The sequence below is a fragment of the Shinella sp. 838 genome (assembly GCF_029623935.1).
Classification (GTDB): Bacteria; Pseudomonadota; Alphaproteobacteria; order Rhizobiales; family Rhizobiaceae; genus Shinella.
On record NZ_JARSBQ010000001.1, the window covers coordinates 811,859 to 837,036 of the forward strand.

Annotated in this window: 20 protein-coding genes; 16 read left to right on the forward strand and 4 right to left on the reverse strand. The window is 65.0% G+C overall.

All coding sequences use genetic code 11. From position 1 onward, the window contains the following. Positions 1-62: 62 nt before the first annotated feature. The 4 genes from P9A16_RS03915 to P9A16_RS03930 all read right to left on the reverse strand — a co-directional run bounded on the left by P9A16_RS03915 (position 63) and on the right by P9A16_RS03930 (position 6,810). Positions 63-656, reverse strand: coding sequence for a sigma-70 family RNA polymerase sigma factor (locus P9A16_RS03915; protein WP_197032884.1), 594 nt, complete (start codon positions 654-656; stop codon positions 63-65). Between the two features lie 145 nt (positions 657-801). Beyond that, positions 802-1,512, reverse strand: coding sequence for a 4'-phosphopantetheinyl transferase family protein (locus P9A16_RS03920; RefSeq protein WP_051758605.1), 711 nt, complete (start codon positions 1,510-1,512; stop codon positions 802-804). 15 nt (positions 1,513-1,527) lie between these two features. Further along, positions 1,528-2,847 (reverse strand): lysine N(6)-hydroxylase/L-ornithine N(5)-oxygenase family protein, encoded by a 1,320-nt coding sequence (locus tag P9A16_RS03925; protein ID WP_023515512.1) that lies wholly within the window; start codon positions 2,845-2,847, stop codon positions 1,528-1,530. Positions 2,848-2,871: 24 nt separating this feature from the next. Beyond that, positions 2,872-6,810: an amino acid adenylation domain-containing protein gene (locus P9A16_RS03930; protein ID WP_278025552.1), complete on the reverse strand. Its 3,939-nt coding sequence runs from the start codon at positions 6,808-6,810 to the stop codon at positions 2,872-2,874. Positions 6,811-7,117: 307 nt separating this feature from the next. Between P9A16_RS03930 and P9A16_RS03935 the strand changes: the two genes are divergently transcribed. The 16 genes from P9A16_RS03935 (at position 7,118) to P9A16_RS04010 (ending at position 25,145) form a co-directional block, all read left to right on the forward strand. Then, a complete protein-coding gene (locus tag P9A16_RS03935; protein WP_130519472.1) occupies positions 7,118-8,263 on the forward strand; it encodes a GNAT family N-acetyltransferase in 1,146 nt (381 codons plus the stop codon). Further along, positions 8,263-9,627, forward strand: coding sequence for an MATE family efflux transporter (locus P9A16_RS03940; RefSeq protein WP_278025617.1), 1,365 nt, complete (start codon positions 8,263-8,265; stop codon positions 9,625-9,627). Before P9A16_RS03935 ends, P9A16_RS03940 begins: the two co-directional genes overlap by 1 nt. A 15-nt stretch (positions 9,628-9,642) precedes the next feature. After that, positions 9,643-10,818, forward strand: coding sequence for an aminotransferase class I/II-fold pyridoxal phosphate-dependent enzyme (locus P9A16_RS03945; RefSeq protein ID WP_278025553.1), 1,176 nt, complete (start codon positions 9,643-9,645; stop codon positions 10,816-10,818). An 87-nt stretch (positions 10,819-10,905) separates the two neighbouring features. After that, positions 10,906-12,129 (forward strand): diaminopimelate decarboxylase, encoded by a 1,224-nt coding sequence (gene lysA / locus P9A16_RS03950; RefSeq protein WP_278025554.1) that lies wholly within the window; start codon positions 10,906-10,908, stop codon positions 12,127-12,129. 500 nt (positions 12,130-12,629) lie between these two features. Next, positions 12,630-13,739: an extracellular solute-binding protein gene (locus tag P9A16_RS03955; protein ID WP_024270246.1), complete on the forward strand. Its 1,110-nt coding sequence runs from the start codon at positions 12,630-12,632 to the stop codon at positions 13,737-13,739. A gap of 157 nt (positions 13,740-13,896) precedes the next feature. Further along, entirely contained in the window at positions 13,897-14,883 is a 987-nt protein-coding gene (locus P9A16_RS03960; protein ID WP_024270247.1) for an ABC transporter permease, read from the forward strand. Continuing rightward, positions 14,883-15,677, forward strand: coding sequence for an ABC transporter permease (locus tag P9A16_RS03965; protein WP_023515470.1), 795 nt, complete (start codon positions 14,883-14,885; stop codon positions 15,675-15,677). Before P9A16_RS03960 ends, P9A16_RS03965 begins: the two co-directional genes overlap by 1 nt. Then, a complete protein-coding gene (locus P9A16_RS03970; RefSeq protein WP_023515471.1) occupies positions 15,677-16,762 on the forward strand; it encodes an ABC transporter ATP-binding protein in 1,086 nt (361 codons plus the stop codon). Before P9A16_RS03965 ends, P9A16_RS03970 begins: the two co-directional genes overlap by 1 nt. A gap of 93 nt (positions 16,763-16,855) precedes the next feature. Beyond that, positions 16,856-18,349, forward strand: a complete 1,494-nt coding sequence (locus tag P9A16_RS03975; RefSeq protein WP_023515472.1) for an NAD(P)-binding domain-containing protein — start codon at positions 16,856-16,858, stop codon at positions 18,347-18,349. Between the two features lie 9 nt (positions 18,350-18,358). After that, the gene (locus tag P9A16_RS03980) at positions 18,359-18,859 is read left to right on the forward strand and encodes a CMD domain-containing protein (RefSeq protein ID WP_023515473.1); all 501 of its coding nucleotides are present in this window, start codon (positions 18,359-18,361) and stop codon (positions 18,857-18,859) included. Beyond that, positions 18,856-19,431 (forward strand): peroxidase-related enzyme, encoded by a 576-nt coding sequence (locus tag P9A16_RS03985; protein WP_024270248.1) that lies wholly within the window; start codon positions 18,856-18,858, stop codon positions 19,429-19,431. The genes P9A16_RS03980 and P9A16_RS03985 overlap by 4 nt, the downstream gene beginning before the upstream one ends. Before the next feature lie 41 nt (positions 19,432-19,472). Next, a complete protein-coding gene (locus P9A16_RS03990) occupies positions 19,473-20,084 on the forward strand; it encodes a helix-turn-helix domain-containing protein (protein WP_023516848.1) in 612 nt (203 codons plus the stop codon). 48 nt (positions 20,085-20,132) lie between these two features. Next, on the forward strand, positions 20,133-21,215 hold the full coding sequence (locus tag P9A16_RS03995) for an NAD/NADP octopine/nopaline dehydrogenase family protein (RefSeq protein ID WP_023516847.1): 1,083 nt from the start codon (positions 20,133-20,135) through the stop codon (positions 21,213-21,215). A 154-nt stretch (positions 21,216-21,369) separates the two neighbouring features. Continuing rightward, the gene (locus P9A16_RS04000) at positions 21,370-22,560 is read left to right on the forward strand and encodes a glycine C-acetyltransferase (RefSeq protein ID WP_278025555.1); all 1,191 of its coding nucleotides are present in this window, start codon (positions 21,370-21,372) and stop codon (positions 22,558-22,560) included. A 114-nt stretch (positions 22,561-22,674) separates the two neighbouring features. Next, positions 22,675-23,709 carry an L-threonine 3-dehydrogenase gene (tdh, locus tag P9A16_RS04005; RefSeq protein WP_024270495.1) on the forward strand — a complete coding sequence of 345 codons (1,035 nt, stop codon included), beginning with the start codon at positions 22,675-22,677 and terminating at the stop codon, positions 23,707-23,709. 161 nt (positions 23,710-23,870) lie between these two features. Continuing rightward, the gene (locus tag P9A16_RS04010; RefSeq protein ID WP_024270494.1) at positions 23,871-25,145 is read left to right on the forward strand and encodes an MATE family efflux transporter; all 1,275 of its coding nucleotides are present in this window, start codon (positions 23,871-23,873) and stop codon (positions 25,143-25,145) included. Positions 25,146-25,178 lie beyond the last annotated feature (33 nt).

Sequence of the window (25,178 nt, forward strand, 5' to 3'; positions counted from 1 at the left end):
GTCAGCCGTCTCCGTGAGAGTGTCCGCCGCCTCGGGATTGCCGGGACGGCGGATTTTGCCTGTCAGGCGCGCATCTCCGGGCCATGCGGCGTGCGGGCCTGCCGATAGGAACGCCTGGCGGCGGGGCGCTGGTCCGTTTCGAGCGACAGGGCGGCGAGGCATCTTGTATGCGCCTCCCGCAGCAGGCCGCAGACCAGCGCGCAGGAAACGCCGGCCTCCCGGGCGATCGTCTTCTGCGGGACATCCTCGAAATAGTAGTCTTCATAGAACTTGCGCGTGCGCGTCGGCATGGCCTCGACCGCGCAGCGGAAGGCCTGGTAGGCCTCGGTTTCGCGCAGCCGTTCTTCGGGGCTGCCATAGGCGGACGTGTTGTCGCCGATCTCTTCCTCGAGAAACAGGCCTCTTTCATAACGCAGCCGCCGCATATGGTCGGTCGCGAGATTGCGCACCATGCGCATCACATAGGAGGTTGGCACCGCTATGTCCTGGCTGAGCGGCTTGGAGACGAGTTGCAGCAGGACGTCCTGCACGACGTCCTCCGCGAGCGTGACGCAGCCGGTGATTCGGCGGGCGACGGAGAGGAGCTTGGGATAGGCCTGAAGAGCTGATTGGAGTTGTTCATTGCAAGTCGACTGGGGGCTGCTGATCGCGATCATGTCGGGCTCTCTTTGAAACTCAAGGCTGTATTTCAACGTCCCCTCATTTTTTCTGGAGGTTATAAAACATGATTCTTGTAGTCAAGATATCGGCTGAATTGTGGAAACTCTCTTTTTGGGGAGTTAATTAATTGATTTTGAATTTTTATTCATGTGTTCTTATGAGACAGGCGATATCATCTTGATGTTGCCAGGCTGGGACCGCCACCGGATTTTCGATGGTGACGGCCCATATGAACCGGGGCTCCAGACCGCGATGGATCTGGCTGCCGTCGCGAAGGTTGTGGGTATGGGACTGTATACCTTGAATTGTGCGCGGCATGCCGGTCGCGATAGGCCGCGGATCAACCAGAAGACCGCGCCCGTGACATTTGAGGACCGCCTCCTTGCCGGCCCAGAGAGCCAAAAATACCGCGGGGCGTTGCGACGTGGAAAACTGCCGGAGCCAATCGGCCTCTTCATGCGAAAGTACCAGTGGCGCAAGATGGCGGATCTCCGCTTCGTCCAGCCTTCCCGGCTGCTCGATATCGAGGCCCACGCGACCGTTGCGGCTTACCGCAAGTGCAACGATGTCCGCCGTGCGGGAGAGATTGAAATCGATATCGGGGTGATCGGGCAGATAGGGCCGCCCCTCGGGCGAGAGCGCGATGGCGACGGACCGCGGTGCGCAGCCGGTGGCCCGGGAGAGAACGCTACGGCAAAGCAGGCGGCCCGCGACGAACGAGCGGGCAGCTTCACGCGAACGGAAAGTGGCTGCGCGCTGCCGTTCGGCCGGGCTCAGCGTCGTGTCGGGAACGGAATGCCCCGCGCGCAGATGCAGGCTGTAAAGCTCGATCTGCGCGCGTGCGTCTTCCAATGATGGTGCGAGCACCTATTCCGCAGCCTGGCCCAGATGCGCGGGGAGCCGCGCCGAGCCGCCTTCGCTCTCCCACTGCACGACGGGATCGACCTGTACCAGATCGAAATGGTCCCGCCCGACCAGGGCATTGGCGATGACGGCGCTGCGCCAGGCGGCGAGGCTGAGCTGCGGTTCGGCGATGCCGTGGCTGTGGCGTCCGGCATTGAGCACGAAGATGCGGTTTTCGCGCGGGCCGTCCCAAGCGAGCGAAAAATCGCTTTCCAGCACCGGCTCGCCGAGCGAGTTGAAGGCGATGCGGCTTTCCAGCGATTGCAGGAATTCGGGCAGCACGAAGCGGTAGCCGGTGGCGAACACCACCTTGTCGACGGTGACCGTCTCGATGCTCTCGTCAAAACCGTTGCGCATGGTCAGCGTGATTTCGGAGCCTTCCTGCTCGGCGGCGATGACGTCGCGGAAGGGACGCAGCGAAACGCCGTGATCGACGCCTTCGCCCGCCTCGAACTGCCGCTCATAGAGCCGGCGATAGAGTTTTTTTAGGGTCGAGGCGGAAACGCCGTCGCTGGCGAGCACCTGCCGGCGCGTGTGGATCAGCCGCAACTCTTCCGGAAGGCCATGGAAGCGCTCCATGTAGCTCGGCGTGAACAGTTCGTTGGTGAAGGGCGTGGCGTCGAGCGGCTCGAAATTCGGCCGGCGGCTGATCCAGTGCACGGCCGAAATGCCGTCGCGCTCCAGCAGCGCATCGACGATCTCCGCCCCGCTCTGCCCGCCGCCGATGACGGCGACCCGCCCGGCCTTCACCTCGCCGAGCCGCGCGACGGCCTCGCTGCTGTGAAAGGTCGTGGATTTCGACAGTGCCTCGGCCCAGACCGGCCGCGACGGCAGCTTGCCGACGCCGACAGCGAGGTTTTTCGCATGCACGGCCTCGTTGTCGGTGGCGATGGCGAAGCGGTCGCCGGCAAGGTGCACGTCGCGCAGGCTGGTGCCGAAGCGCAGCGAGGGGAGGCCGCGCGCCACCCAGCCGAGATAATCGGCGAATTCCTTGCGCGGCACGGCTTCATACTCGGCGTTGATGAACTGGTAGAAGCGCTTGTGCGCCACGAGATAGGCCAGGAAACTCCAGGGGCTGGTCGGGTTGGTGGCGGTCACCAGGTCCTTCAGGATGGAGGTCTGCATTTCCGCGCCGGGCAGCATCATGCCGGGATGCCAGGCGAAGGCGGCGCGGCGCTCGAAGAAGCGCACCGAAAGCTCCGGGATCGAATCGAGCTGGGCGGCGAGGCTGAGGTTGAACGGTCCGATACCGGCCCCGACGAGGTCGAGCACATGGGATGTCATGATGGAACTCCAGAATGAGGGCAGTTAGAGGAGGGAAGAGGTAAAAACCTGGTCCAGCCGCCGGGCGAAACGCTGGTGGAACGGCGTCTTGCCGATGATCGTCAGGTGGTTGGTGCCGGTGACGATCTCCGATGCGGTGGCGTTCGGTGAATAGCGACGCCAATCGATGACGTTGAGTGCGCGGGTGAGGGAATCTTCCGCGGCGAAGGCGTGGATGCGGAAATCCGTGGGGGTGAGGCGGTAGTTGCGGAAGATCATCGCGTTGTCGACGAGGATCCAGAACGTGTGCTCCTCCGAGCCGATATCCGGCCCGTCCGTTGGCAGGGTCACGTTGTTCTTGACGATATGCGACAGGAACTGCTCGTAGACCTCCGCATCCATGGCGGCGAAGAGGCGTTTCCAGTCCTCGCGCATCGGCGTTGTCGCAAGCCATTGCTGCACGGCCGCATGGGTCCGCGCGCGAACGCCCTCGGCGAAGCGCGGCAGGATGCCGACGGTGAACTCCTCGTCCATGTCGCAGACGTCGACCATGCCGATCATCCTAAGATCGATGTCGTTGCCGAGCTGGCGCGCGGCCTCGTAGGCGAGCAGGCCGCCCCAGGACCAGCCGAGGAAGGCGCAGGGCCGGCCCTTGGCCTGACGCCGCACGGCCTCCGCATAGCGCGCCGTGATGTCCTCGACGCGGGTGCTCAGCGTCTTGGTCTCGGTCAGCGAGTAGCAAATGAAGCCGGTCGCCGGCTGGTCGGGGCCGAGATAATCCACCAGCCGCATATATTCGCGGGTGCTGACGAGCAGGCCCGGAAAGCAGTAGAGCACCGGCTTCTCGCCGTTGCGCCGGAGATAGACCACATCGACGCCCGCCTCGTCGCGGCCGCCCTCGATGGCGAGCGCAAGGTCGCGGATGGTCGGGTGGTTGAACATGTCGGCGATCGACAGCGGCCATTCGGGATGGCGCATCTTCAGGCGCGAGACGATGCGCACCGCCGCCAGCGATTGCCCGCCGATCTCGAAGAAGTTTTCGGTGACGCCGATCTCGCCGATATCGAGAATATCCTGCCAGACCGAGAGGATCGCCGTCTCCTTCTCGCCCACCGGCGGAACCAGCGCCCGCTCGATGCGCGGGGCGGGCAGGGCGGCGCGGTCCAGCTTGCTGTTCGGGCCCATGGGCAGGGCGTCGATCAGCATGATGGTCTGCGGCACCATGTAATCGGGCAGGGCGGCGACAGCGGCGCGGCGCAGGTCCGTCACGCTCAGCGCCTCGCCCTCGCGCGGCACCACATAGGCGACGAGGAAGCTGCGCCCGCCCTCGTTGTGCAGCAGCACCACGGCCTCGGCGACGCGCGGATCGGCGCGCAGCACGGCCTCGATCTCGCCCGGCTCGATGCGGAAGCCGCGCAGCTTGATCTGGTGGTCGACGCGCCCGGCGAATTCGACGATGCCGTCCTCGCGCCAGCGGCCGAGATCGCCGGATTTGTAGAGCCGGCCGCCGCCGGAGAACGGATCGGGGATGAAGCGGTCGGCCGTCAGCTCGGGCTGGCCGAGATAGCCGCGCGCAACGCCGCTGCCGCCGATATAGATCTCGCCGATGACGCCGACGGGGACGGGCGCAAGATCGGCATCCAGCACATAGATGCGCCGGTCGCCGACGCCGCGGCCGATGGGCGCGACCGCGCCCTCGAAGCGCGTGCCGGCCGGGATTTTCCAGATCATCGGCGTCATGATCGTCTCGGTCGGGCCGTAGCCGTTGATCAGCAGCCTGGCCTTGAGGTTTTCCGTAATCATGTCGAAGACGGCCTGCGACAGTGCCTCGCCGCCGAAGGAATAGAGCCGCAGCCGGGGAATGTCGGCGTTCTCGCCGGCATATTCGGCAAGGCCGCGCACATAGCTGGTCGGCAGGCTGGCGTTGTTGACGCCGTGCCGCACCATCATGGCGAAGGCGTCCTCGGGCGTCGCCAGCTTGTCGGGCGCGAGAACCACGCCGCCGCCGGCCATCAGCGGCACCATCCAGCGCTCGTGGCCGCCGTCGGAGGTGAAGGGCAGCACCGGGTATTCGCAGGAGTCCTCGCTCATCTCGTAGATGCGCAGCGTCGCCTTGCAATGGTGCGCCAGCGGCCCGTGTTCGACCGCGACGCCCTTCGGCACGCCGGTCGAGCCCGAGGTGTAGATCACATAGGCGAGCTGGTCCGGCGCGATGACGGTGGCGGGCGCGGTCTCGGCCTCGCCCGAAAGGTCCGCCGTGTCGAGGTTGAGCATCGGCGTGGCGATATCGCCCGGCAGGTTGGCGATGTGCTTCGTGCGGGAGATGACCAGCGACAGGCCGGGCGCGGTGAGGATATGCCGGTTGCGCGCCTCGGGATGGTCGGGCTCGACCGGCGTGAACGCGCCGCCCGATTTCAGCACGGCGAGAATGGCGACGATGGCGTCGACCGATTTTTCGAGCGCGATGGCGACGCGCTTTTCCGGGCCGACGCCGAGCGCGATCAGGCGGTGCGCCAGCCGGTTGGCGGCGGTTTCGAGGTCGCCGTGGTTGACGGAACGCTCACCCTGCGCAACGGCGAAGGCATGCGGCCGGCGGCGGGCCTGCGCGGCGATGACCTCGTGGATGGGCGTACCGTCGTCGGCCGCGGGCGTATCCGGGTAGGGTGCGGAGAGCCGGTCCAGTTCTTCACGCGAGACGAAGGGGATATGTTTAATCGGCTCGTCCGGATGGCTGGCGAGGCGCGCCAGCGCAATCGCCAGATCGTCGGCGAAGCGGGCGACCTGTTTGCGGTCGAGCTTTTGCGGATCGAAGCCGAAGCCGATGGCCAGCCGCTCGGCGGAAAGGCGTGAGACGGTCACCACCAGCTCCGCATCGCGGCGGGCCGGCGGTTCGGCGAGGGTGCGCACGCCGGCCAATTCGGCAAAGCGGAAGGGCGGGCGCACGTCGAGGATCGTCCTGGCGAGGCTGGTCGTGTCGAAACTTTCGTCGCGGCGCAGCAGCGCGTCGGCAAGCGCTTCGAACGGCACGGACTGCCCGGCCGCCATGGCGATCTCCACCTCGAAGGCGGCGCGGGCGTCGGCGAGCGTCATGGCCCCGATGAGCGCCGTCGTCAGCACCAGCACATCCTCGCTGCGGGCGGCGATTTCCGGCGTGGACGGCCGGGTGACGAGGCCGATGCGCTGCGCGCCGTGGCCGGAATGCCGGCGAAGCGCGATGCCGAGCGCCGCGAGCATGTCGCGCGCCGTCTCCTCGGTCGATTGTGTCGGTGAGACGGGCACATCCAGCCGGTGCTCCGCCCAGACCTCGTCGACGAGGTCGCGCCCGACGGCCTGCGGGACGAGCGCGGCGACGCTGTCCTGCGCCGTCAGCCGCCGGAACCAGAAATCGACCAGCGGCTGCGCGGGAACGCGCGGCGCGCCGTTGCCGGCCATCCAGGCCGCGACGGCGCTGCCACTGACCGCTGCGGGGGCATCCCCGCCGAGGATGCGCAAAAAATCCCTTGCGAGAAGGTCGAGCGTTGCGGCATCGGCCAGCACGGCATGCAGCGAAAACACCACGCCGTGGGCCTCGCCGTTTTCCGTGACGAGGATGAAGCGGGCCGGATTGTCGCTCGCCAGATCGACCGGGCGGTTCCGTTCCGCCGCGACGGCCGCGGACAGCGCGTCCTCGGCATTGCCGGCGCTGGCCGCTTCCACGACGGCGACGGTCTGGCTGTTCGTCAGGACCTGCTGCACCGCGCCGCCGGCCCGCGCCTCGAAATGCGTGGTGACGAGGGGGTGCCGGCGCGACAGGAGGGCGAGGGCTGCGTGCGCCGTCGCAAGGGCGACAGGCGGGAAGGTAACGGCAAGAATTTGCCGTCCGTAGACGGCCTCGTTGCCCGTCTCCGACAAGAGCCAGATTCGCGACTGTGCCGGCGATAGCGAACATCTCGCCACCGGAGCGAAGTCGTTTGCCGCCTTGGCGTTCCGATCATGAATTGTCATTTCTTCGCCGTTCTCTCGATGGAATCGTAATATATTATGGACATGACGAATATAATCATACAATTCTCCCGGGGATTTCTGTAATCATAGAGCTTATATGAGCGATATTCGCGCCATGCATGCATAGATCGATTGGGATTCTCTCCGCCGTTACATCGATGCGACCCAATGACGAATGAGCGCTGCGTGAATTCAGAGAAAAATCAAAAAATATTCTGAATTCGACATGGCCTCATTCGTCATTGCCAAACCAGTGACCGCGCATGAATCGCCGGTCGCGCCCCGGTTTCGAGAGTGGAGAAGCACCATGAACGCCTATGTCGCCGTCAGCGAAACGATGCGGGAAACGCCCGATGGCCTGCGCTTGCCGGCGACGGGGGCGCTCAGCCACACGCTGGCCTGCGGCCAGCCGCTGCGCGTGCTGCCGGGCAAGGCCGCCGGTGGCTTTCGGGTCGAGCACGAGGGGGAGGAGGTGGCCTCCGGCCATCTCGCCGGCCCGTCCTCCCGCCTGCTGACCTTCGAGGCTCTGCCGGCCTCGCCCGTTGCGACCGACGATATCGTCAACGCCGTGCTGGAGGCGGTGCTTGCCGGCAATCCGGCGCTCGGCGCGGTGGATGTCGCGCTTGCCGACGAGGGGCTCGCGCAGCGCCTTCTGGGTACCGGTGCGCTCGAACGGCACGGCGAGCGGCTGGTCGCGCGGCCGGAATCCTTCTTTCAGTTGCAGAAACCCTGGCTCGGCGGCGTTCCCGCCGCCTATCCGGAAGTTTCGACGCTGACGAACGGCGCGCTGCATCCGCAGCGCCCGCCGAAGCCGGTCGGCCGCGTCTACAGCCGCTTCATTCCCTGGCTGAACACGGAGCTTGGCTTCCACGTCGCCGATGTCGAGGCGGATCTGCCGCATTTCCATCGCTGGATGAACGATCCGCGTGTGGCGGCGATCTGGGAGGACGCCGGCGACCTTTCCTACCATCGCGATTTCATCGCCGGCCGTCTTGCCGATCCGCGCACCCTGCCGCTGATCGGCACCTTCGGCGGCGTGCCCTTCGGCTATTTCGAGCTCTACTGGGCCAAGGAAGACCGCATCGGCCCGCATTACGAGGCGGACGGTTACGACCGCGGCTGGCATGTGGCCATCGGCGAGGACGACTTCCGTGGCAAGGCGTTCGTCAGCGCCTGGCTGCCCTCGCTGATGCACTACATGTTCCTCGCCGATGCGCGCACCCGCCGCATCGTCGGCGAGCCGATCCACCATCATCGCCAGCAGATCCGCAACCTCGACCGCTCCGGCTTCGCCAAGGTCAAGCACATCCAGTTCCCGCACAAGAAGGCGCTGCTCGTCATGCTCCTGCGCGAGCGCTTCTTCATGGACCGGCTGCTGTCTCCCGATCTCTCCGACCTGTCCGGCCCGGATGGCCTGCCCGTTGCGGGCTCGCTGGCGCGAGACGCCGCGTGATGAAGACCGCCGTGGACATGAACGATCCGCGCATCGTGCGGCTCGTTCTGACCGTCGCGCTGCCGGCGGTGGCGGGCCTTGCCGCCAATGCCGGGCACCATGCGGTCAATGCGCTCTTTCTCGGCGCGCTCGGGCCGGAGGTGCTCGGCGGCGTCGGGCTCGTCATGCCGCTTTTCTTGCTGGTGGGGGCCACGGGCCAGGGGCTTGGCATCGGCCTTGCGACGCTTCTGGCGCGCCGTCTCGGTGAGGGGGACCGCGCCGGGGCCGCTTCCGTCGCGATGACGGCGCTCGCGGCCACGGTGCCGCTCGGCGTCGCGCTCTCCGTGCCGATCTATCTCGGCCTGCCGGCCTTTGCCGGCGCGCTCGGGGCGGGCGAAGCGCTGCTTGCGCCCGGTCTCGATTACGGCCGGCTGCTCGCCGTCGGCCTGACGCTCGGGCTGTTGCAGGTGGTCTGCGATTTCATCGCCATCGCCGAGGGCAATTCGCGCTTCTCGATGATCGTGCTGATCGCGAGCTTTGCGCTCAACATCGTGCTCGACCCGATCTTCATCTTCGCCTTCGGCCTCGGGGCCGCCGGCGCGGCCCTCGCCACTGTGCTTTCGGCTGCGGCGGCGCTCTGCTGCTATGCGGTCTATTTCCTCCGCCGATGGGGCGCGGTGGACGTTCTTAACGGAAACATCCGCTGGTCCCTGCTGGGGCCGATCGGGAAAATCGGCGTGCCCGCCGCCGCCACGACGCTGGTGACCGGCATCGGCCTTCTCCTGCTGATGCGGGAGGCCGCCGTCCACGGCGGCGATGCCGGCGTCGCCGCGACCGCCATCGCCGTGCGGCTGATGACGCTCGGCCAGCTTCCCGTGCTCGGCTTCTGCCTCGGCGCGCAAAGCGTCGTCAGCCATGCCTTCGGCGCGGGCGATGCGGCGCGGCTGAAGCGCGTCATCCGCTTCATGCTGGCCGTAACGGTGCCGGCGGCGCTTTTCTATGCCGCGCTGCTGTTCGTCGCCGCCGAGCCGGTCGCGCGCCTCTTCACCGACGACCCCGCCGTCGTTCGCGAGGCCGGAGCCTGGCTGCGCGCGCTCTTTCCGGTCTTTCCGCTGGCCGCCTTCCAGTCCGTGCTGCTCGTGCTGCTGCAATCGCGGGGCCGGGCGGGGCTTTCGGCCCTGGTCGGGCTCGCGCCGCAGGGCTACCTGCTCATCCCGCTGCTGCTTCTCCTGCCGCTATGGGCGGGGTTTGCCGGCGTTTCCGCCGCGCCTGCGCTCGCGGCCCTGCTGGCGGCCGTGCTCGGCCTCTTCGTCGCGCGGCACGAATGGTCCACCATCCCCCGGATCGCGCCGCAGCTTGCCAATCCATCGATCCGTCCTTCCTGATTTATGAGGAACACCATGAACGAGACCCCGAGATTCGACGCCTACCGCCATGCCGAAGCGCTGCCGCCGCTGCGCGACGACCCGTTCGACGCCGCCGTGCCGCCGATCTACCAGACGTCGCTCTTCCTCTCCGAAAGCTACAAGGAGCTTGAGGACGTCTTCGCCGGCCGTTCGAAAAAGCCGATCTATTCGCGCGGCGACAATCCCACCGTGCGCCTGTTGGAGTGCCGCATCGCCGATATGGAAGGCGCGGAAGAAGCCCGCGCCTTTTCCAGCGGCATGGCTGCCATCGCCGCAGCGGTGCTCGCCTTCGTCGGCCCGGGCGACCGCATCGTCACCGTGCGGCACGTCTACAGCGACGCCTTCCGTTTCTTCGAAAAGGTGCTGAAACGCTTCGGCATCCTCGTCGATTATGTCGACGGCACGGACACCGAGGCGATGCTGGCCGCGCTGTCCGGCGCGCGGCTCGCCTATCTGGAAAACCCGACCTCCATGGTCTTCGAGTTGCAGGACCTGAAGGCGATCGGCGAGGCCGCCCGCCGCCACGGCGTGGTGACCATCGTCGACAATTCCTGGGCGACGCCGCTCTACCAGAACCCGCTGGAACTCGGCATCGATCTCGTCATCCATGCGGCCTCGAAATATCTCGGCGGGCAGAGCGATACGGTCGCCGGCCTCGTCGCGGGTTCCAAGGTGCATATCGACAGGATCAACAGCGAGATCTACCCCTATACCGGCGCAAAACTCGCGCCCTTCGAGGCATGGCTGGTGCTGCGCAACCTCGAAACCCTGCCGTTGCGCCTGCGCCACCACCACGAGGCCGGCCTTGCCGTCGCCTCCTGGCTTCAGGCGCATGAGGACGTCACCGATATCATGCACCCCGCCTTCTACGACCATCCCGGCAAGGCCACCTTCCGCGGCTTCGGCGGCCTGTTCTCCTTCGCGGTCTCGGACCGCATCGACGTCGCCGCCTTCGTCGACGCGCTGCGCCTGGTGCGCATCGGGGTGAGCTGGGGCGGGCCGGAAAGCCTCGTCGTGCCGGCCAAGGCCGCGCTCAGCATCTCGCCGGAAACCAACGTCTTTGCGCGCTTCGGCGTCAGCGACCGCACGATCCGGCTGAATGTCGGGCTGCATGAGGCGGAGAGCGTCATTGCCGATCTGGCGCAAGCCTTGCTGGCGGCGAAGCGCTAGAATGGTATCATGATCCCCGCATCATGCCCGGAGCGGAGCGGCCTTGCCGCTCCGCTCTTTGACATTCCCCGGACACATAGAGACACCATGCCCCTCTCCAACGAAACCCTGATCGCGCTTGCCGGCGAACACGGAACGCCGCTCTGGATCTACGACGCCGCCGCCATCCGCCGCCGCATCGAACAGCTCTCCGCCTTCGACGTCGTGCGCTATGCGCAAAAAGCCTGTTCGAACATCCATATCCTCGGCGAGATGCGCAAGGCCGGCGTGCGGGTCGACGCCGTCTCGCTCGGGGAGATCGAGCGGGCGAAGCGGGCGGGTTATGCCACCGGCAACGCCTCGGGCGCGGCCGATGTCGTCTTCACCGCCGATCTCTTCGACCGCCCGACGCTGGAGCGCGTCGTCGCCGACGGGATCGAGGTCAATGCCGGTTCCATCGATATGCTGCGGCAACTCGGCGAGCGTTCGCCGGGCCATCGCGTCTGGTTGCGCCTCAATCCCGGCTTCGGGCACGGCCACAGCAACAAGACCAACACCGGCGGCGAAAACAGCAAGCACGGCATCTGGTTCGAGCAGTTGCAGGACGCCATGGCGCTGGTGCGCCAATATTCCCTGACACTTGTCGGCCTGCACATGCATATCGGCTCCGGCGTCGATTACGGTCATCTGGAGAGGGTCTGCGGGGCCATGGTGGCGCTTTGCCGCAATCTCGGGGCCGATCTTGAAGCCATCTCGGCCGGCGGCGGCCTCTCCGTGCCCTACAGGGAGGGGGAGGAGGAGATCGAGCCCGCGCATTATTTCTCCCTCTGGGATGCGGCGCGCCGCGAGATCGAGGCTCATGTCGGCCATGCCGTCAGGCTCGAAATCGAGCCCGGCCGTTACCTCGCCGCCGATTCCGGCGTGCTCGTCTCGGAGGTCCGCGCGGTCAAGACCATGGGGCGGAACCGCTTCGTGCTGGTCGACGCCGGCTTCAGCGAACTGGCCCGGCCCGCCATGTACGGCAGCTACCACCATATCACCGCCATCCCGGAACGGACGACGACCCGGCCGACCATCGTCGCCGGCCCCTTGTGCGAATCCGGCGACGTCTTCACCCAGACGGAGACCGGAACGGTGCTGCCCCGCGACCTGCCCGACGTCGCGGTCGGCGAGCACCTGGTCTTCCATGGCGCGGGGGCCTATGGCGCGACGATGTCGTCGAACTACAACAGCCGGCTCTATGTGCCGGAAGTGCTCGTCGACGAGACGGGCGCCCATCTGATCCGCCGCCGCCAGACGCTGGACGAGCTTTTGGCGCTGGAGACGATCTAGCGGCGCCTTCGAAAAGGGGCGGTCTGGTTCGCTGCCGCACGCCGGGTTCGCGGCGAACACTGCGGCGGCGAACGACATTCGAGGTCCGGCGGGCTTCCTGCCGTGATCCTGCGGGCCTTCGGTTGTGGATCGTGGTGCCGGATCGCCCCGGAGAGAGGCCATGACGGTTCTTCCGGTCCCGCCTTTGGAGCCCGGTCCGCTGCCAGCGAGCGCGATTTCAACGCCGTCTTCGGGATGAGGCGACGCTCCCGGTGTTGGTGCGGTGCACAATGAAATGTGTCATTTCTTTGAACAGTCCTGCTTGACATTCGTCCAATATAGAGGTCAATTCCTGTTTACCGGAAATATCGTTCGGTATGTCGGACGGGGCGAGGAGGCCTTGTTTCAATAGATTTCAGTTGCTCGGGGCCTGCGCACCGTACGGATAATCACCGTGCGAAGGAGACGCTCGTCGTTCCGCAACGACTGTTCGGCATGGGCTCAACAAGAGGGGAACTAGAATGAGCGAGAAGCTGATGACCAACCGTAGAACTGCATTGAAGCTGTTCGGTGCGGGTGCCGCTGTTTTGACGATGCCGTACATCATCCGTCCGCGTCCTGCCTGGGCGGCAAACGGCGTGCTCAACGTTACGACCTATGACAAGTTCCTGCCGCAGGAATTCATCGACAAGTTTCAGCGCGACACGGGTATCGAGGTTCGCATCCGCCTGACGGACGACCAGGGCAAGCAGTACAACCTGCTCACCGCCGAGGGTGCCAATCCGTCGACGGACATCGTCACCGTCGCTGGCCATCGCTATTCGCAGTTCATTGATTCCAAGCTGCTCCAGCCGCTCGACACCGGCAAGATCGCGAACTGGAAGAACCTCAACACCGCCTATCAGGACGCCACCTGGGCGCGCGTCAACGGCAATCTGTGGGGGCTGCCGATCCTCGCCGGCTACGAAGGGCTTGCCCGCAATGTCGACTATGTGAAGGACGCGCCGAGCTGGGAGATCATGTTCGATCCGCAGTACAAGGGGCAGACCTCCTACATCGTCAGCGACTTCATGACGATCGTCATGCAGTATCTCGGCCACGACGGTGACTTCACCACCTATGTCGACAAGCCCGATATCGCCCAGAAGGCGACCAATGAAGCGCGCGACTTCCTGATCAAGCACAAGGACATGGTGCGCAAGTACTATGACGCAGGCTCGGAAGTGCAGCAGATGTTCATCAACGAGGACATCTACCTCGCGCATTCCTGGTCCGGCCCGGCGGCAAAGCTCATCATCGACGGCCACCCGATCAAGCTTTCCGTGCCGAAGGAAGGTACGTTCGGCTTCTGCTACACGTTGAACGTGGTCAACAACGCTCCGAACGCCGAGAACGCCTACAAGCTGCTCGACGCGATCCTCGCAACCCCGGAAGTGGGCGCGGCGATGACCCGTCAGTCGGGCTACAGCTCGACCATAAACGGCGTTGGCGATCTGCTGAACGAACGCGAGAAACTCGCTTCGACGCTGCCGCAGGAAGAAATCGAACGCATCATCTTCTTCTCCTCGGTCAACCGCGACATGAAGAACGAGATGATCGACCGCGCGACCGCAGAGGTCAAGGCGGCCTGACGCGCTGGGTTTCGGCCCTGCCTGCCCGGTCTCCGGAGTGCTTCGACGCTCCAGGAGCCGGGCAGGCGGCTCGTCCATTTCACCAAACAGTGCGCGATGACTGTCCGCCGGCCTTGCCGCGCGGTCACGGTCGCTCTGCGCCAACCGAGATTGTCCAATGGTGAGTAGCAACACGACAGCCGGATACGGCACGGCGCACGACACGGCCGTACCGAAATACTCCACCGGCATAGCGAAGGTGGTCAATTCCGCGCTCTATCGACACACGCTCGGGGCGGCGGTGGAATCACGGATCGGCCGCGTCCTGCTTCTGGCCGGCGTGCCGCTGATCTGGCTGGTCATGCTGCATGTCGGGCCGATCTATCAGATGCTGAAGATCAGCCTTCTGTCGCAATACCCCGTCCAGCCGGGCAGGGAGTCGCACTTCACGCTCGAAAACTACGCCATTTTCTTCCGTGAGGCGATCTACTTCACGCCCCTGATCCGAAGCTTCGTCTTTGCGACGGGTGCAACGGCGCTGACCCTCGTCGTGGTCTATCCCGTGGCCTACTACGTTGCCAAGATCGTCAGGCCGGAGGGCCGTTCCAAGGCGCTTCTGCTGCTTCTGGTGCCGTTTTGGGCCGGCGAGCTCATCCGGACATTCTCCGTGATCATGCTGCTCGCCAATCGTGGTGCGCTCAACGTGCTGCTGCGTGACATCGGCCTGATCGACCGGCCGATCCCGATGCTCTATACGTCGTTCTCGCTGGGCTTCGGCCTCGTCTACCTGATCTGCCTCTACATGCTGCTGCCGCTCTACTCGGCGATCGAAAAGATCCCGTCGCCGCTGCTCGACGCGGCTGCGGATCTCGGCGCGGGCCCCTTCACGCGCTTCCGCCGGATCATTCTGCCGCTGTCGCGCGACGGCATCGTGTCCGGCTGCTGCCTGGTCTTCCTGACCTGCATCGGGGTCTTTGCGACGCCCATGCTGCTCGGCGGCCCCAACACCGTACTCTTTCCTGAAACGATCAGCGGCTTCTTCCATGGTGCCAGCGACAAGTGGCCGGTCGGCGCCGCCTTCGCGCTGATCATGCTGGTGACCGCACTTATCGCCGCCGCCATCTTCATGCGGCTGGTCGGCGGGCGCAAACGGAGGGCAATCTGATGCGCACCCTGTTTTCCGATGTCCCGCGTACAACGCTCACGGCGTTCTACTGGGCCTTCATTCTCTACCTGCTTCTGCCGCTCACGCTGATGATGGCAATGAGCTTCAAGGATGCGAACTTCGTCGCCTTCCCGATCGGCGAATGGACGTTCGACTGGTACATCAAGGTGATGCAGGACAAGCAGTTCCTGGAAGCCTGCCTCTATTCGATCATGATCGCGGCGGCGGCGACGCTTGCGGCGACCACCCTCGGCGTCTGGATCGCCATGCTCATCGTTGCCGACGGCATTCGCGGTCAGGTCGTGCTCTTCGCGCTCGCCTGCCTGCCGGCGGTCGTGCCGGGCATGATCTCGGCGATCTCGCTTCGCATCTTCATCTCGACCATCGACCTGCCGACGGGAACGGCTGCCATCATCCTCGGCCATACCGTTCATGCCGTGCCCTTCGTGGTCGTCATGGCGCTGACCCGCCTGCGCTCGATGCCGGGCAATCTCGTCGATGCGGCCCGCGACCTTGGCGCCGACAGCATCGTCGCCTTCTTCCGCGTGACGCTGCCGTACCTCAAGCCGGCGCTTGTCGGCGGCATGATCTTCTGCGTGCTGCTGTCGATCGACGACTTCGTCCGCACCTTCTTCCTCGGCGGTTATCGCCCGACCTTGCCCATGCTGATCTTCGCCAAGGTGCAGGGCGGCATGTCTCCCGAGATCAACGCAATGGCGACGCTCGTTCTCGTGGTTACGGCTGCCGTCGGACTGTACGCCGAATACTTCACCCGCCGCGCGAGGACCCGCTGATGGAACCCGTTGTTCAATTCGACAATGTCACCAAGAGCTATGGCGGCTATGTCGCCGTCGAGAACCTGAACCTGAGCATCGAGCCGGGCAAGTTCGTCACGCTTCTTGGCCCCTCCGGATGCGGCAAATCCACGTCGCTGCGCATGCTCGGCGGTTTCGAGACGCCGACATCCGGACGCATCCTGCTCAGCGGCAAGGACGTCACGCGGGTGCCGCCGAACAAGCGCAACGTCAACATCGTCTTCCAGGACTATGCCCTCTTCCCGCACATGACCGTTGCCAAGAACATCGCCTTCGGCCTCGAGCTGAAAGGGCTTGACAACGCGAGGATCCATCGCCGGGTCTGCGAACTGCTGGAGCTGGTTCAGCTTCAGGACTATGCCAAGCGCCTGCCGGCGGAATTGTCCGGCGGCCAGCGCCAGCGCGTGGCGCTCATGCGGGCACTGGCGCCGGATCCGGACGTGCTGCTGCTCGACGAGCCGCTGTCGGCGCTCGACGCCAAGCTGCGCCAGCAGATGCAGATCGAGCTCAAGGCCATTCAGGAGAAGACCGGCAAGACCTTCATGTTCGTGACCCACGATCAGGAGGAGGCGCTGACGATGTCGGACACGATCGTGGTCATGAACAAGGGCCGCATCGAACAGATGGGCGATCCCAACACGCTGTACGGGCGTCCCGGCTCGGTCTTCGTCGCCAACTTCATCGGCGAGACCAATCTGTTGCGCAGTGCCGTTCTCGGCTTTGAGGACGGCGTGGCCGCGCTGAACTGGAACGGCGTCACCATCAAGGCGAATCCCGGCGGGCTGGCGCCGAAGGTCGGCGACAATCTCTACGTCGTCCTGCGTCCCGAGGCCATTCATTGCTCTGCGAGCGAGCCGGCAACTGCCAACCGCATCAAGGGCAAGATCCGCCAGCGGGTGTTCAAGGGCAATCACACCTCGATGTTGGTCCAGGTCGGCGATGGCGCCCTGCTGAACACCCTGGTTCACCCGAGCGAGGTCGAGCAGCTCGACGGCGAGGACGTCTGGCTCGGCTGGAAGCCCGAGACTGCGACGGTCATCCCCGACCGGCGTGCGAACACCTAGACGAACAGCGCCCCGCACCCGAACGGTGCGGGGCGTCCGGAAGCAAGGCGGCCGATGCGAGCGAAAAGCTCCACCGGGCGAGGGAGGTACACCATGGCCTATGACGTTGATATGCCGATTCAATCTGCAGCTACGAGCCTGCCGGAGCTGGAACGGCGTGTCCGCGACGATCTCGCCTGCCTTTGTTATCCCCCGGCAAACTGGGTCGTGCCGACGCCTCTCGCAGAACCGGTTCACGATGTCGTCGTCATCGGTGGCGGCATGTGCGGCCTCGTTACCGGCTTTGCGCTGATCGGCGCCGGCATTCGCAACATCCGCATCTTCGACCGCAGCGAGCCGGGTCTCGAAGGGCCGTGGCTGACCTATGCGCGCATGGAAACGTTGCGCTCGCCCAAGCAGCTGACCGGTCCGGCCTACGGCATGGCATCGCTCACATTCCGTGCCTGGTACGTCGCCCAGTTCGGCAACGACGCCTGGTCTGCGCTCGACAAGATCCCGCGTCCAATGTGGATGGAGTATCTGCGCTGGTATCGCAAGGTGCTCGAGCTGCCGGTCGAGAACAATGTCGAGGTGACCGCGATCCGGCCCGAGGGGGCGCTGATGCGGCTGATGACCTCGGGCAAGGGCGCCCGGGAGACCTCCGTGCTCGCCCGCAAGGTCGTCATGGCGACCGGCCGTGACGGCATGGGGCACCCCAGCATTCCGGATTTCGTCAACGGCTTGCCGGAGACATACTGGGCGCATTCCTCGCATGACATCGATTTTGCTGCCCTGCGCGGCAAACGCGTCGTCGTTGTCGGTGTCGGGGCTTCGGCGGTCGACAATGCCGCCGAAGCCCTGGAGGCCGGCGCAGCCGAGGTTCGCCATCTCATCCGGCGCAAGGAAATGCCATGCATCAACAAACTGATGGGCATCGGCTCGTTCGGTTTCACCGCCGCATTCCCGCAGCTCGGCGACGCCCGGCGCTGGCAGATCATGAATTACTCCTTGCGGACCCAGACACCGGCGCCGCGCGGCTCGACGATGCGGGTCAGCCGCCATCCGAACGCCTATTTCCATTTCGACGCCGCGGTCGAGACGGTGGAGCTCGACGGCGACGAGATCGTTGTCGGCACGTCGCAGGGCAAGCCCGTGCGCGCCGACTTCCTTATTCTGGGGACGGGTTTCGGGGTTGATCCGCTGGCCCGCAAGGAACTCGACGGCTATGCCGACAAGATCCTGTTGTGGCAGGATCGCTTCACGCCGCCGCCGGGGCAGGAGAACGAGCAGCTCGGCAAGTTCCCTTATCTCGCCGAGGATTTCACTTTCCTCGAGCGTGTGCCCGGTGAGGCGCCCTGGCTTGCCAACATCCACAGCTTCAATTCGGGTGCAGCGGCCAGCCTCGGCAAGGTGAGCGGGGACATTCCGGGCATCAGCGAAGGCGCGTCCTGGCTGGCGCGCGAGATTGCCGCCAAGCTCTATGAGGAAAACTTCGGCCAGTACTGGCAGCGGTTGCTCGACTACGACACGCCCGAACTGCGCGGCGACGAATGGACCGCGTCGCCCTTGCCGGACGGCGAAACCCTTGACGACCGCAAGCAGGCATAGGAGGACGGAATGGCTGAGAACGAGGACGTGATTGCCGCAATCGTCGGGATCGAGCCGGGCAGCGCCCTGGCCGAAACGGTGGCCGGCCGCGCCGACATCATGGCACTGACCCAGCAGACGCATGATGGCGCGCTCACACCGGCGGACCCTGGCGGACTGTCGCACGCAGAGCGGGCCGCGCTCGCCTTGCGGATTGCGAAGATCAACGACCAGAAGACGTTCGAGGATCACTTCGAGGCCATGCTGGAGAAAGCCGGAATGCCGGAAGACGCCGCACGCATGGCCGACATCTGGTTCGACGGCGGCAGCGATGCGCGGGCCCGGGCGTTGATCCGCCATGTCGATCTGGTGGCACATTCGCCAAAGGATGCGACGCGCCGCGATATCGAACTGCTCCGGGAAGCCGGGATCGGCGATGCCGACATCGTCAGGCTCTCGGAGCTCGTCGCCTTCGTCAGCTATCAGATCCGGGTCGCGGTTGGCCTGCAATTGATGCGGGGGCTGGCATGAGCAAGACGATACACGAATTTACGACCGATGTTCCGCAGTGGAACCCCTATGTGGTTCCGCTGGATCTAGCCGAAGCGACGAACGAGCAGCTCGACGCGCTGAAGATCACGCCGTCCAACACCAAGGTTTCCGACTATGTGCTGGTGCTGGCGCATGACGTCGAGACGTTGAAGCACCGCTCGCCGCTGTTCAACGCCGTCATGTACAATCGCGGCGGGCTTTCGCGCGCCGAACGCGAGCTTGGCGCTGTCGGCGCATCGATCGTCAACCGCTGCATCTATTGCGCGGCGGTGCATGCCAGCCGCTACAACCAGCTGACCAAGGAGGCCGATGTCATCGCGGCGATCTTCGCCGATGGCGTCGATGCGCAGATCGAGCCCAGGCTCAAGGCGATCCTGAATTTTGCGGTCAAGCTTTCGAAATGCCCATCCGATGCGACCGCCGACGACATGGCGGCTTTGGTCGCAGCCGGTTTGAACAAGGACGAAATCCTCGACCTCATCCTGTCGACCGCCTTGTTCGGCTGGGCCAACCGGCTGATGCACACGCTCGGCGAGCCGGTCGGGGAATGATTGTTCGAGATGCCCATGAGGCAGCCAGAGGGGGACAGTGCATGCTTTCGATCAATCCGCCCGAAATCGGACCGCGCCTGCAGGCCTATCGCAAGGAGCTGAATCTGACCCTTGCCGAACTGGCGGCCCTGTCGGGCGTTTCGCGCTCGATGCTGTCGGAAATAGAACGCGGCAATGCCAACCCGACCTACGGCACCCTGTGGCACCTGACACGCGCGCTCAAGATCGACCTCAACAGTCTGGTCAGCGGCGCAAGCGAGGAGCGCAGCGGCTCCGTCATCGACCTGCAGCCGGGCAATCTGACGCCGACCATCCGCAGCGCGGACGGAACGTGCACGCTGCAGATCCTGTCGCCGGCCAGCATGGTGTCGCTGATCGAGTGGTATCTCCTGAGTTTCGAGGCCGAGGGGGAGCTGGTGAGCGACCCGCACGAAACCGGAACCGTCGAGCATCTGCACTGCACCAAGGGCGAGATTATCGTGCGCAGCGCTGGAAACACCATGATCGTGCGCGCCGGCGAGACGGCGCGCTATGCCGCCGACGTGCCGCATTCACTGACAAGCGTCGGCGCTGTGGGAGCCGGTGCGTTTCTCGTCGTGGCGTCCGGTGATGTCGGGCCGCACACGCCGAGGGCATCGACACGCCCGAAGTAACGATCGGCCCCACGGCCGAAACCATGATTAAGCAGAAAGGAATTATCGATGCGGACAGGAATTGTCGGAGCGGGTTCGATCGCTTTTGGCACGGCGGCACTCGTCGAGCAGCAGGGACACGAGGTGACGCTGTGGTCGCCTTCCGGCGAACGCACGCGCGCGCTTGCCAGCGGTGAAGCGCTTGTCGCGGAAGGTGCGATCCAGGGCACCTTCCACCCTGCTGTCGCAACCAGCGCAGCGGAGCTGGTCGCGGGGGCAGAAGCGCTCGTCATCGCCCTGCCTGCCTATGGCCACAAGACCGTGCTGGACGCCATTGCCCCGCACATCACCTCCTCGCAGATCGTCATCTTCAGCTCGCATGCGTCGTTCGGCGCGCTGTATCTCTCCCGCCTGCTGGCCGCGCGCGGCATCGTCATCCCGATTGTCGCATGGGGCACCACCGCCGTCTCGGGCCGGCAGTTGAGCCAGACCTCCGTCAATGTGAACACGATCCGCAAGCAGGTCGATCTCGCGACGGTGCCGGCCTCTGCCAGCGACGTGGGGCTCTCCGTCTGCCGGTCCCTGTTCGGCGATCGTTTCCGCGACCGGGGCAGTCTGCTGGCGATTGCGCTCTCCAACCTCAATCCGCAGAACCATATGGGCATTGCGCTCGGCAACATGACCCGCATGGAGCGCGGCGAGACGTGGAGCCAGGGGCAGAATGTCACGCCGAATGTCGGTCGTCTCCTCGAAGACCTCGACAAGGAGCGCATCGCCATCGCCACGAAGCTCGGCCTGGAAGTGCGCGATATCTTCCAGCATTTCCACCTGTCGTTCCATGTGCCGGTCAACTCCATCTCCCAGATGAACCAGGAGATGCACGCGGCCGGCAATGGCGGCAGCGGTCCCACCACCGCCGACAGCCGCTATGTGACGGAGGACGTTCCCTTCGGTCTCGTCATGACGGCGAAGATCGGGCGTCTCGCGGGCCATCCCGCGGACCTGCATGAAGCCGGCGTTCGTATTTTCTCGTCGATGTACGGCCGAGATTTCACCGCAGAGAACGACCTTCTCAACGCCCTCGATCTCGATGCGATGTCGCTGGACGAGCTCAAGGGTCTGTGCCGCGACGGGTTCCCGGCAGCCGCCTGACGGCCGCCTTCATCTGCCCGCCACGGCCATGCGTCCGTGGCGGACAAAGGGAGCATGATGCCGGCGAACGGCACCGTGCTCCCTTCCGCTTGCCACCATGATATCCGATGCCGTGCCGCAAGGGGCCGATGCTGGAACGAGGTCTTTACTCCCCATGAACACCGCCTTTTTGTCCCATCTCTCCCAGGAAATTGATGCTCTCAAAACCGCGGGCCTTTACAAGGCCGAGCGGGTGATCACCTCCAGGCAGGCCGCCGAGATCGCCGTTGCCTCGGGTGAGCGCGTGCTGAACTTCTGCGCCAACAACTATCTCGGCCTTGCCGACAACGCGGAACTGGCCGAGGCCGGCAAGAAGGCGCTCGACCGCTACGGCTACGGCATGGCCTCGGTGCGCTTCATCTGCGGCACGCAGGAGGAGCACAAGGAACTCGAGGCCCGCATCTCGTCCTTCCTCGGGCTGGAGGACACCATCCTCTATTCCTCCTGCTTCGATGCCAATGGCGGTCTCTTCGAGACCCTGCTCGGCGAAGAGGACGCCATCATCTCCGATGCCTTGAACCATGCCTCGATCATCGACGGCGTGCGCCTCTCCAAGGCGAAGCGCTTCCGCTATGCCAACAACGACATGGCGGCGCTGGAGGAGGAACTGAAGAAGGCGGAAGGCAGCCGCTTCAAGATGATCGCCACCGACGGCGTCTTTTCCATGGACGGCATCATCGCCAATCTCGGCGGCGTCTGCGACCTTGCGGAAAGATACGGCGCCATGGTCATGGTGGACGACAGCCATGCGGTGGGTTTCGTCGGCAGGCACGGCCGCGGCTCGGCCGAACATTGCGGCGTGGAAGGGCGCATCGACATCATCACCGGCACGCTGGGCAAGGCGCTGGGCGGGGCGTCCGGCGGCTATACGTCGGGCCGCAGGGAAGTGGTGGAGTGGCTGCGCCAGCGCTCGCGGCCCTATCTCTTTTCCAACACGCTGGCCCCTGTCATCGCGGCGGCCTCGCTGAAGGTGTTCGACCTGATCGACAATGGCGATGCGCTGCGGCGGCGGCTCTATGCCAATGCGGATCTGTTCCGCACGGAGATGACCAGGCTCGGTTTCACGCTTGCGGGCGAGGGGCATCCGATCATCCCGGTCATGCTGGGGGATGCGGCGCTGGCGCAGGAGATGGCCTCGCGCATGCTGGCGCGGGGCGTCTATGTGATCGGCTTTTCCTTCCCGGTCGTGCCGCGCGGCCAGGCACGCATCCGCACCCAGATGTCGGCGGCGCACGGCGAGGCGGATGTCCGCAAGGCCATCGACGTCTTCGCGGAGGTCGGGCGTGAGCTCGGCGTGATCGGATAAACGGCAGGTTGCCGGCAGCCGCCTTCCGGAAGCGGCGGTGCTGCCGGCCCATTCTGAAACAGATACGGCCCCGTTTGCGGGGCGGCGTGAGCCACGAAGGGCTGAGACGAACACATGTCGAACACAATGCGAGCGCTGGTGAAGGCGAAGTCCGAGCCGGGAATCTGGATGGAGGAGGTTCCCGTTCCGGACATCGGCCCGAACGACGTCCTGATCAAGATCCGGAAGACCGCGATCTGCGGGACCGATGTCCACATCTACAACTGGGACCAGTGGGCGCAGAAGACCGTTCCGGTCCAGATGGTGACGGGCCACGAATTCGTCGGCACGATCGCGGATTTCGGGTCGGCTGTCACCCAGTACAAGGTCGGGCAACGGGTTTCGGGCGAGGGGCACATCGTCTGCGGCCATTGCCGCAACTGCCGTGCGGGCCGCGGGCACCTGTGCCGCAACACGCTGGGCGTCGGCGTCAACCGGCCGGGCGCCTTTGCCGAATATCTTGCGATACCGCAGGAGAATGTCGTGCCGATCCCGGATGACGTTCCGGATGAGATCGCCGCGATCTTCGATCCGCTCGGCAATGCCGTGCACACCGCGCTGTCCTTCGATCTCGTCGGCGAGGACGTGCTCGTCACCGGTGCAGGGCCGATCGGCATCATGGGGGCGTTGGTCGCCCAATGTGCCGGTGCGCGGAAGGTCGTCATCACCGATATCAATCCGGTCCGCCTGGAACTCGCCCGCAAGATGGGCGTGCGCTACGTCGTCGATGCGTCGCGGGAAAAGCTCAAGGACGTGATGCCGACCATCGGCATGACGGAAGGTTTCGACGTCGGCCTCGAGATGTCGGGCGCGGCACCGGCCTTCCGCGACATGATCGACACGATGAACAATGGCGGCAAGATCGCCATTCTCGGCATCGCCCCGACCGGATTCGAGATCGACTGGAACAAGGTCATCTTCAAGATGCTGCACCTCAAAGGCATCTACGGCCGCGAGATGTACGAGACCTGGTACAAGATGATCGCCCTGGTTCAGGGTCCCCTGGATGTTTCCGGCCTGATCACCCACCGGATTGCCATCGACGACTATCAGGCAGGGTTCGAGGCGATGCGCACGGGCAGTTCGGGCAAGGTCGTCATGGATTGGTAAGCGCGGAAAACCGTGCCGGCGGGCCGGATCGGAAACGCCGGCACACGAAATTGCGATGACATCAGGTCAGGCGGACGCGGCCGCTGTTTGGTTTCCGCCGGGGCCTTCGAACAATGAACATTCCGTTACCTGTCGACCAACACGAAAACTGGAACCGCCGGATGCTCACCCTGGCGCTTCCCATCATTCTGGCCAATCTGGCGCAGCCGGTATTGTCGCTGGTCGATACGATGGTGGCGGGGCATCTTCCCGGGCCGTGGTTCCTGGGCGGCGTGGCGCTGGGCGGCGTGCTGTTCAATTTCCTCTTCTGGAGCTTCAGCTTCCTGCGGATGGCGACGACCGGTCTGGTCGCCCAGGCCTGGGGCGCGGATGACAGCGCCCTCGTGCGCAAGCACCTGCTGCGGGCCCTTCTCGTCGCCGCGGCCGGTGGCGGGGCCATCGTCCTGTTGCAGAAGCCGATCATCGAGACCGGGCTTGCCCTTCTCGGTGGAAGCGAGGCGGTCTACGAGAGTGCCGCCGCATATGCCTTTGCCCGAATCTGGTCGGCGCCTGCATCTCTTGGGAACTTCGTCCTGCTCGGTTATCTCCTCGGTCGCCAGCGCGTGATGATTTCGCTTGCCCTTCAGATCGCCCTCAACGTGATCAACCTGGCCGCGACGCTGGCGCTCGTCCTCGTCTTCGACTGGGGCGTTGCCGGTATCGGCGCCGGCACCGCTCTTGCCGAGTGGGCAGCCTTCATCATCGGTCTGGCCATCGTTCGGCCATTCAGGGCAAATCCTGCGCTGGCGTGGCGGGACCTGCTGGATGGAGCCGCCTTTCGCCGGCTGGTCGCGGTCAATCGCGACATATTCCTGCGCAGTCTGCTTCTCCTGATCTGCTTCGGCTGGTTCGCCCGCAGCGGCGCTGCGGAAGGCGATGCCATCCTGGCCGCCAACGCGGTTCTCCTGAACCTCCACGGCATCACGTCCTACGGTCTCGACGGCTTTGCGCATGCCACGGAAACGCTCGTCGGCTCGGCGATCGGCGCACGTCGCCGGGAAGCGCTGCGCCGGGTGATCAGGGCCGCATTCCTTTGGTCGGGGCTGGTCGCCCTCCTGTTTTCGCTTTGTTATGCCGTGGCGGGTTCGCAGATCATCGCACTTCTGACCAATCAGGAGGACGTGCGCGCCACAGCTATCCAGTTCCTGCCCTACGTCATCGCCCTGCCTCTCATCTCGGTTTTCGGCTACATGCTCGACGGCGTGTTCATCGGTGCGATCCGCACGCGGGACCTGCGCAACAGCATGTTCATTTCGACAGCCATCTTCCTCGTGTCGGCCTATGGCCTCCAGCAGATCTGGGGCAACCACGGTCTTTGGATGGGGATGATCGTGCTGATGGTCGCGCGGACCGTGACGCTGGGGCGGAACCTGAAGCACATTTTTTCCGAAATGTAGACGAAGGCAGTCGGCCTCCACCGGCGGCACCCT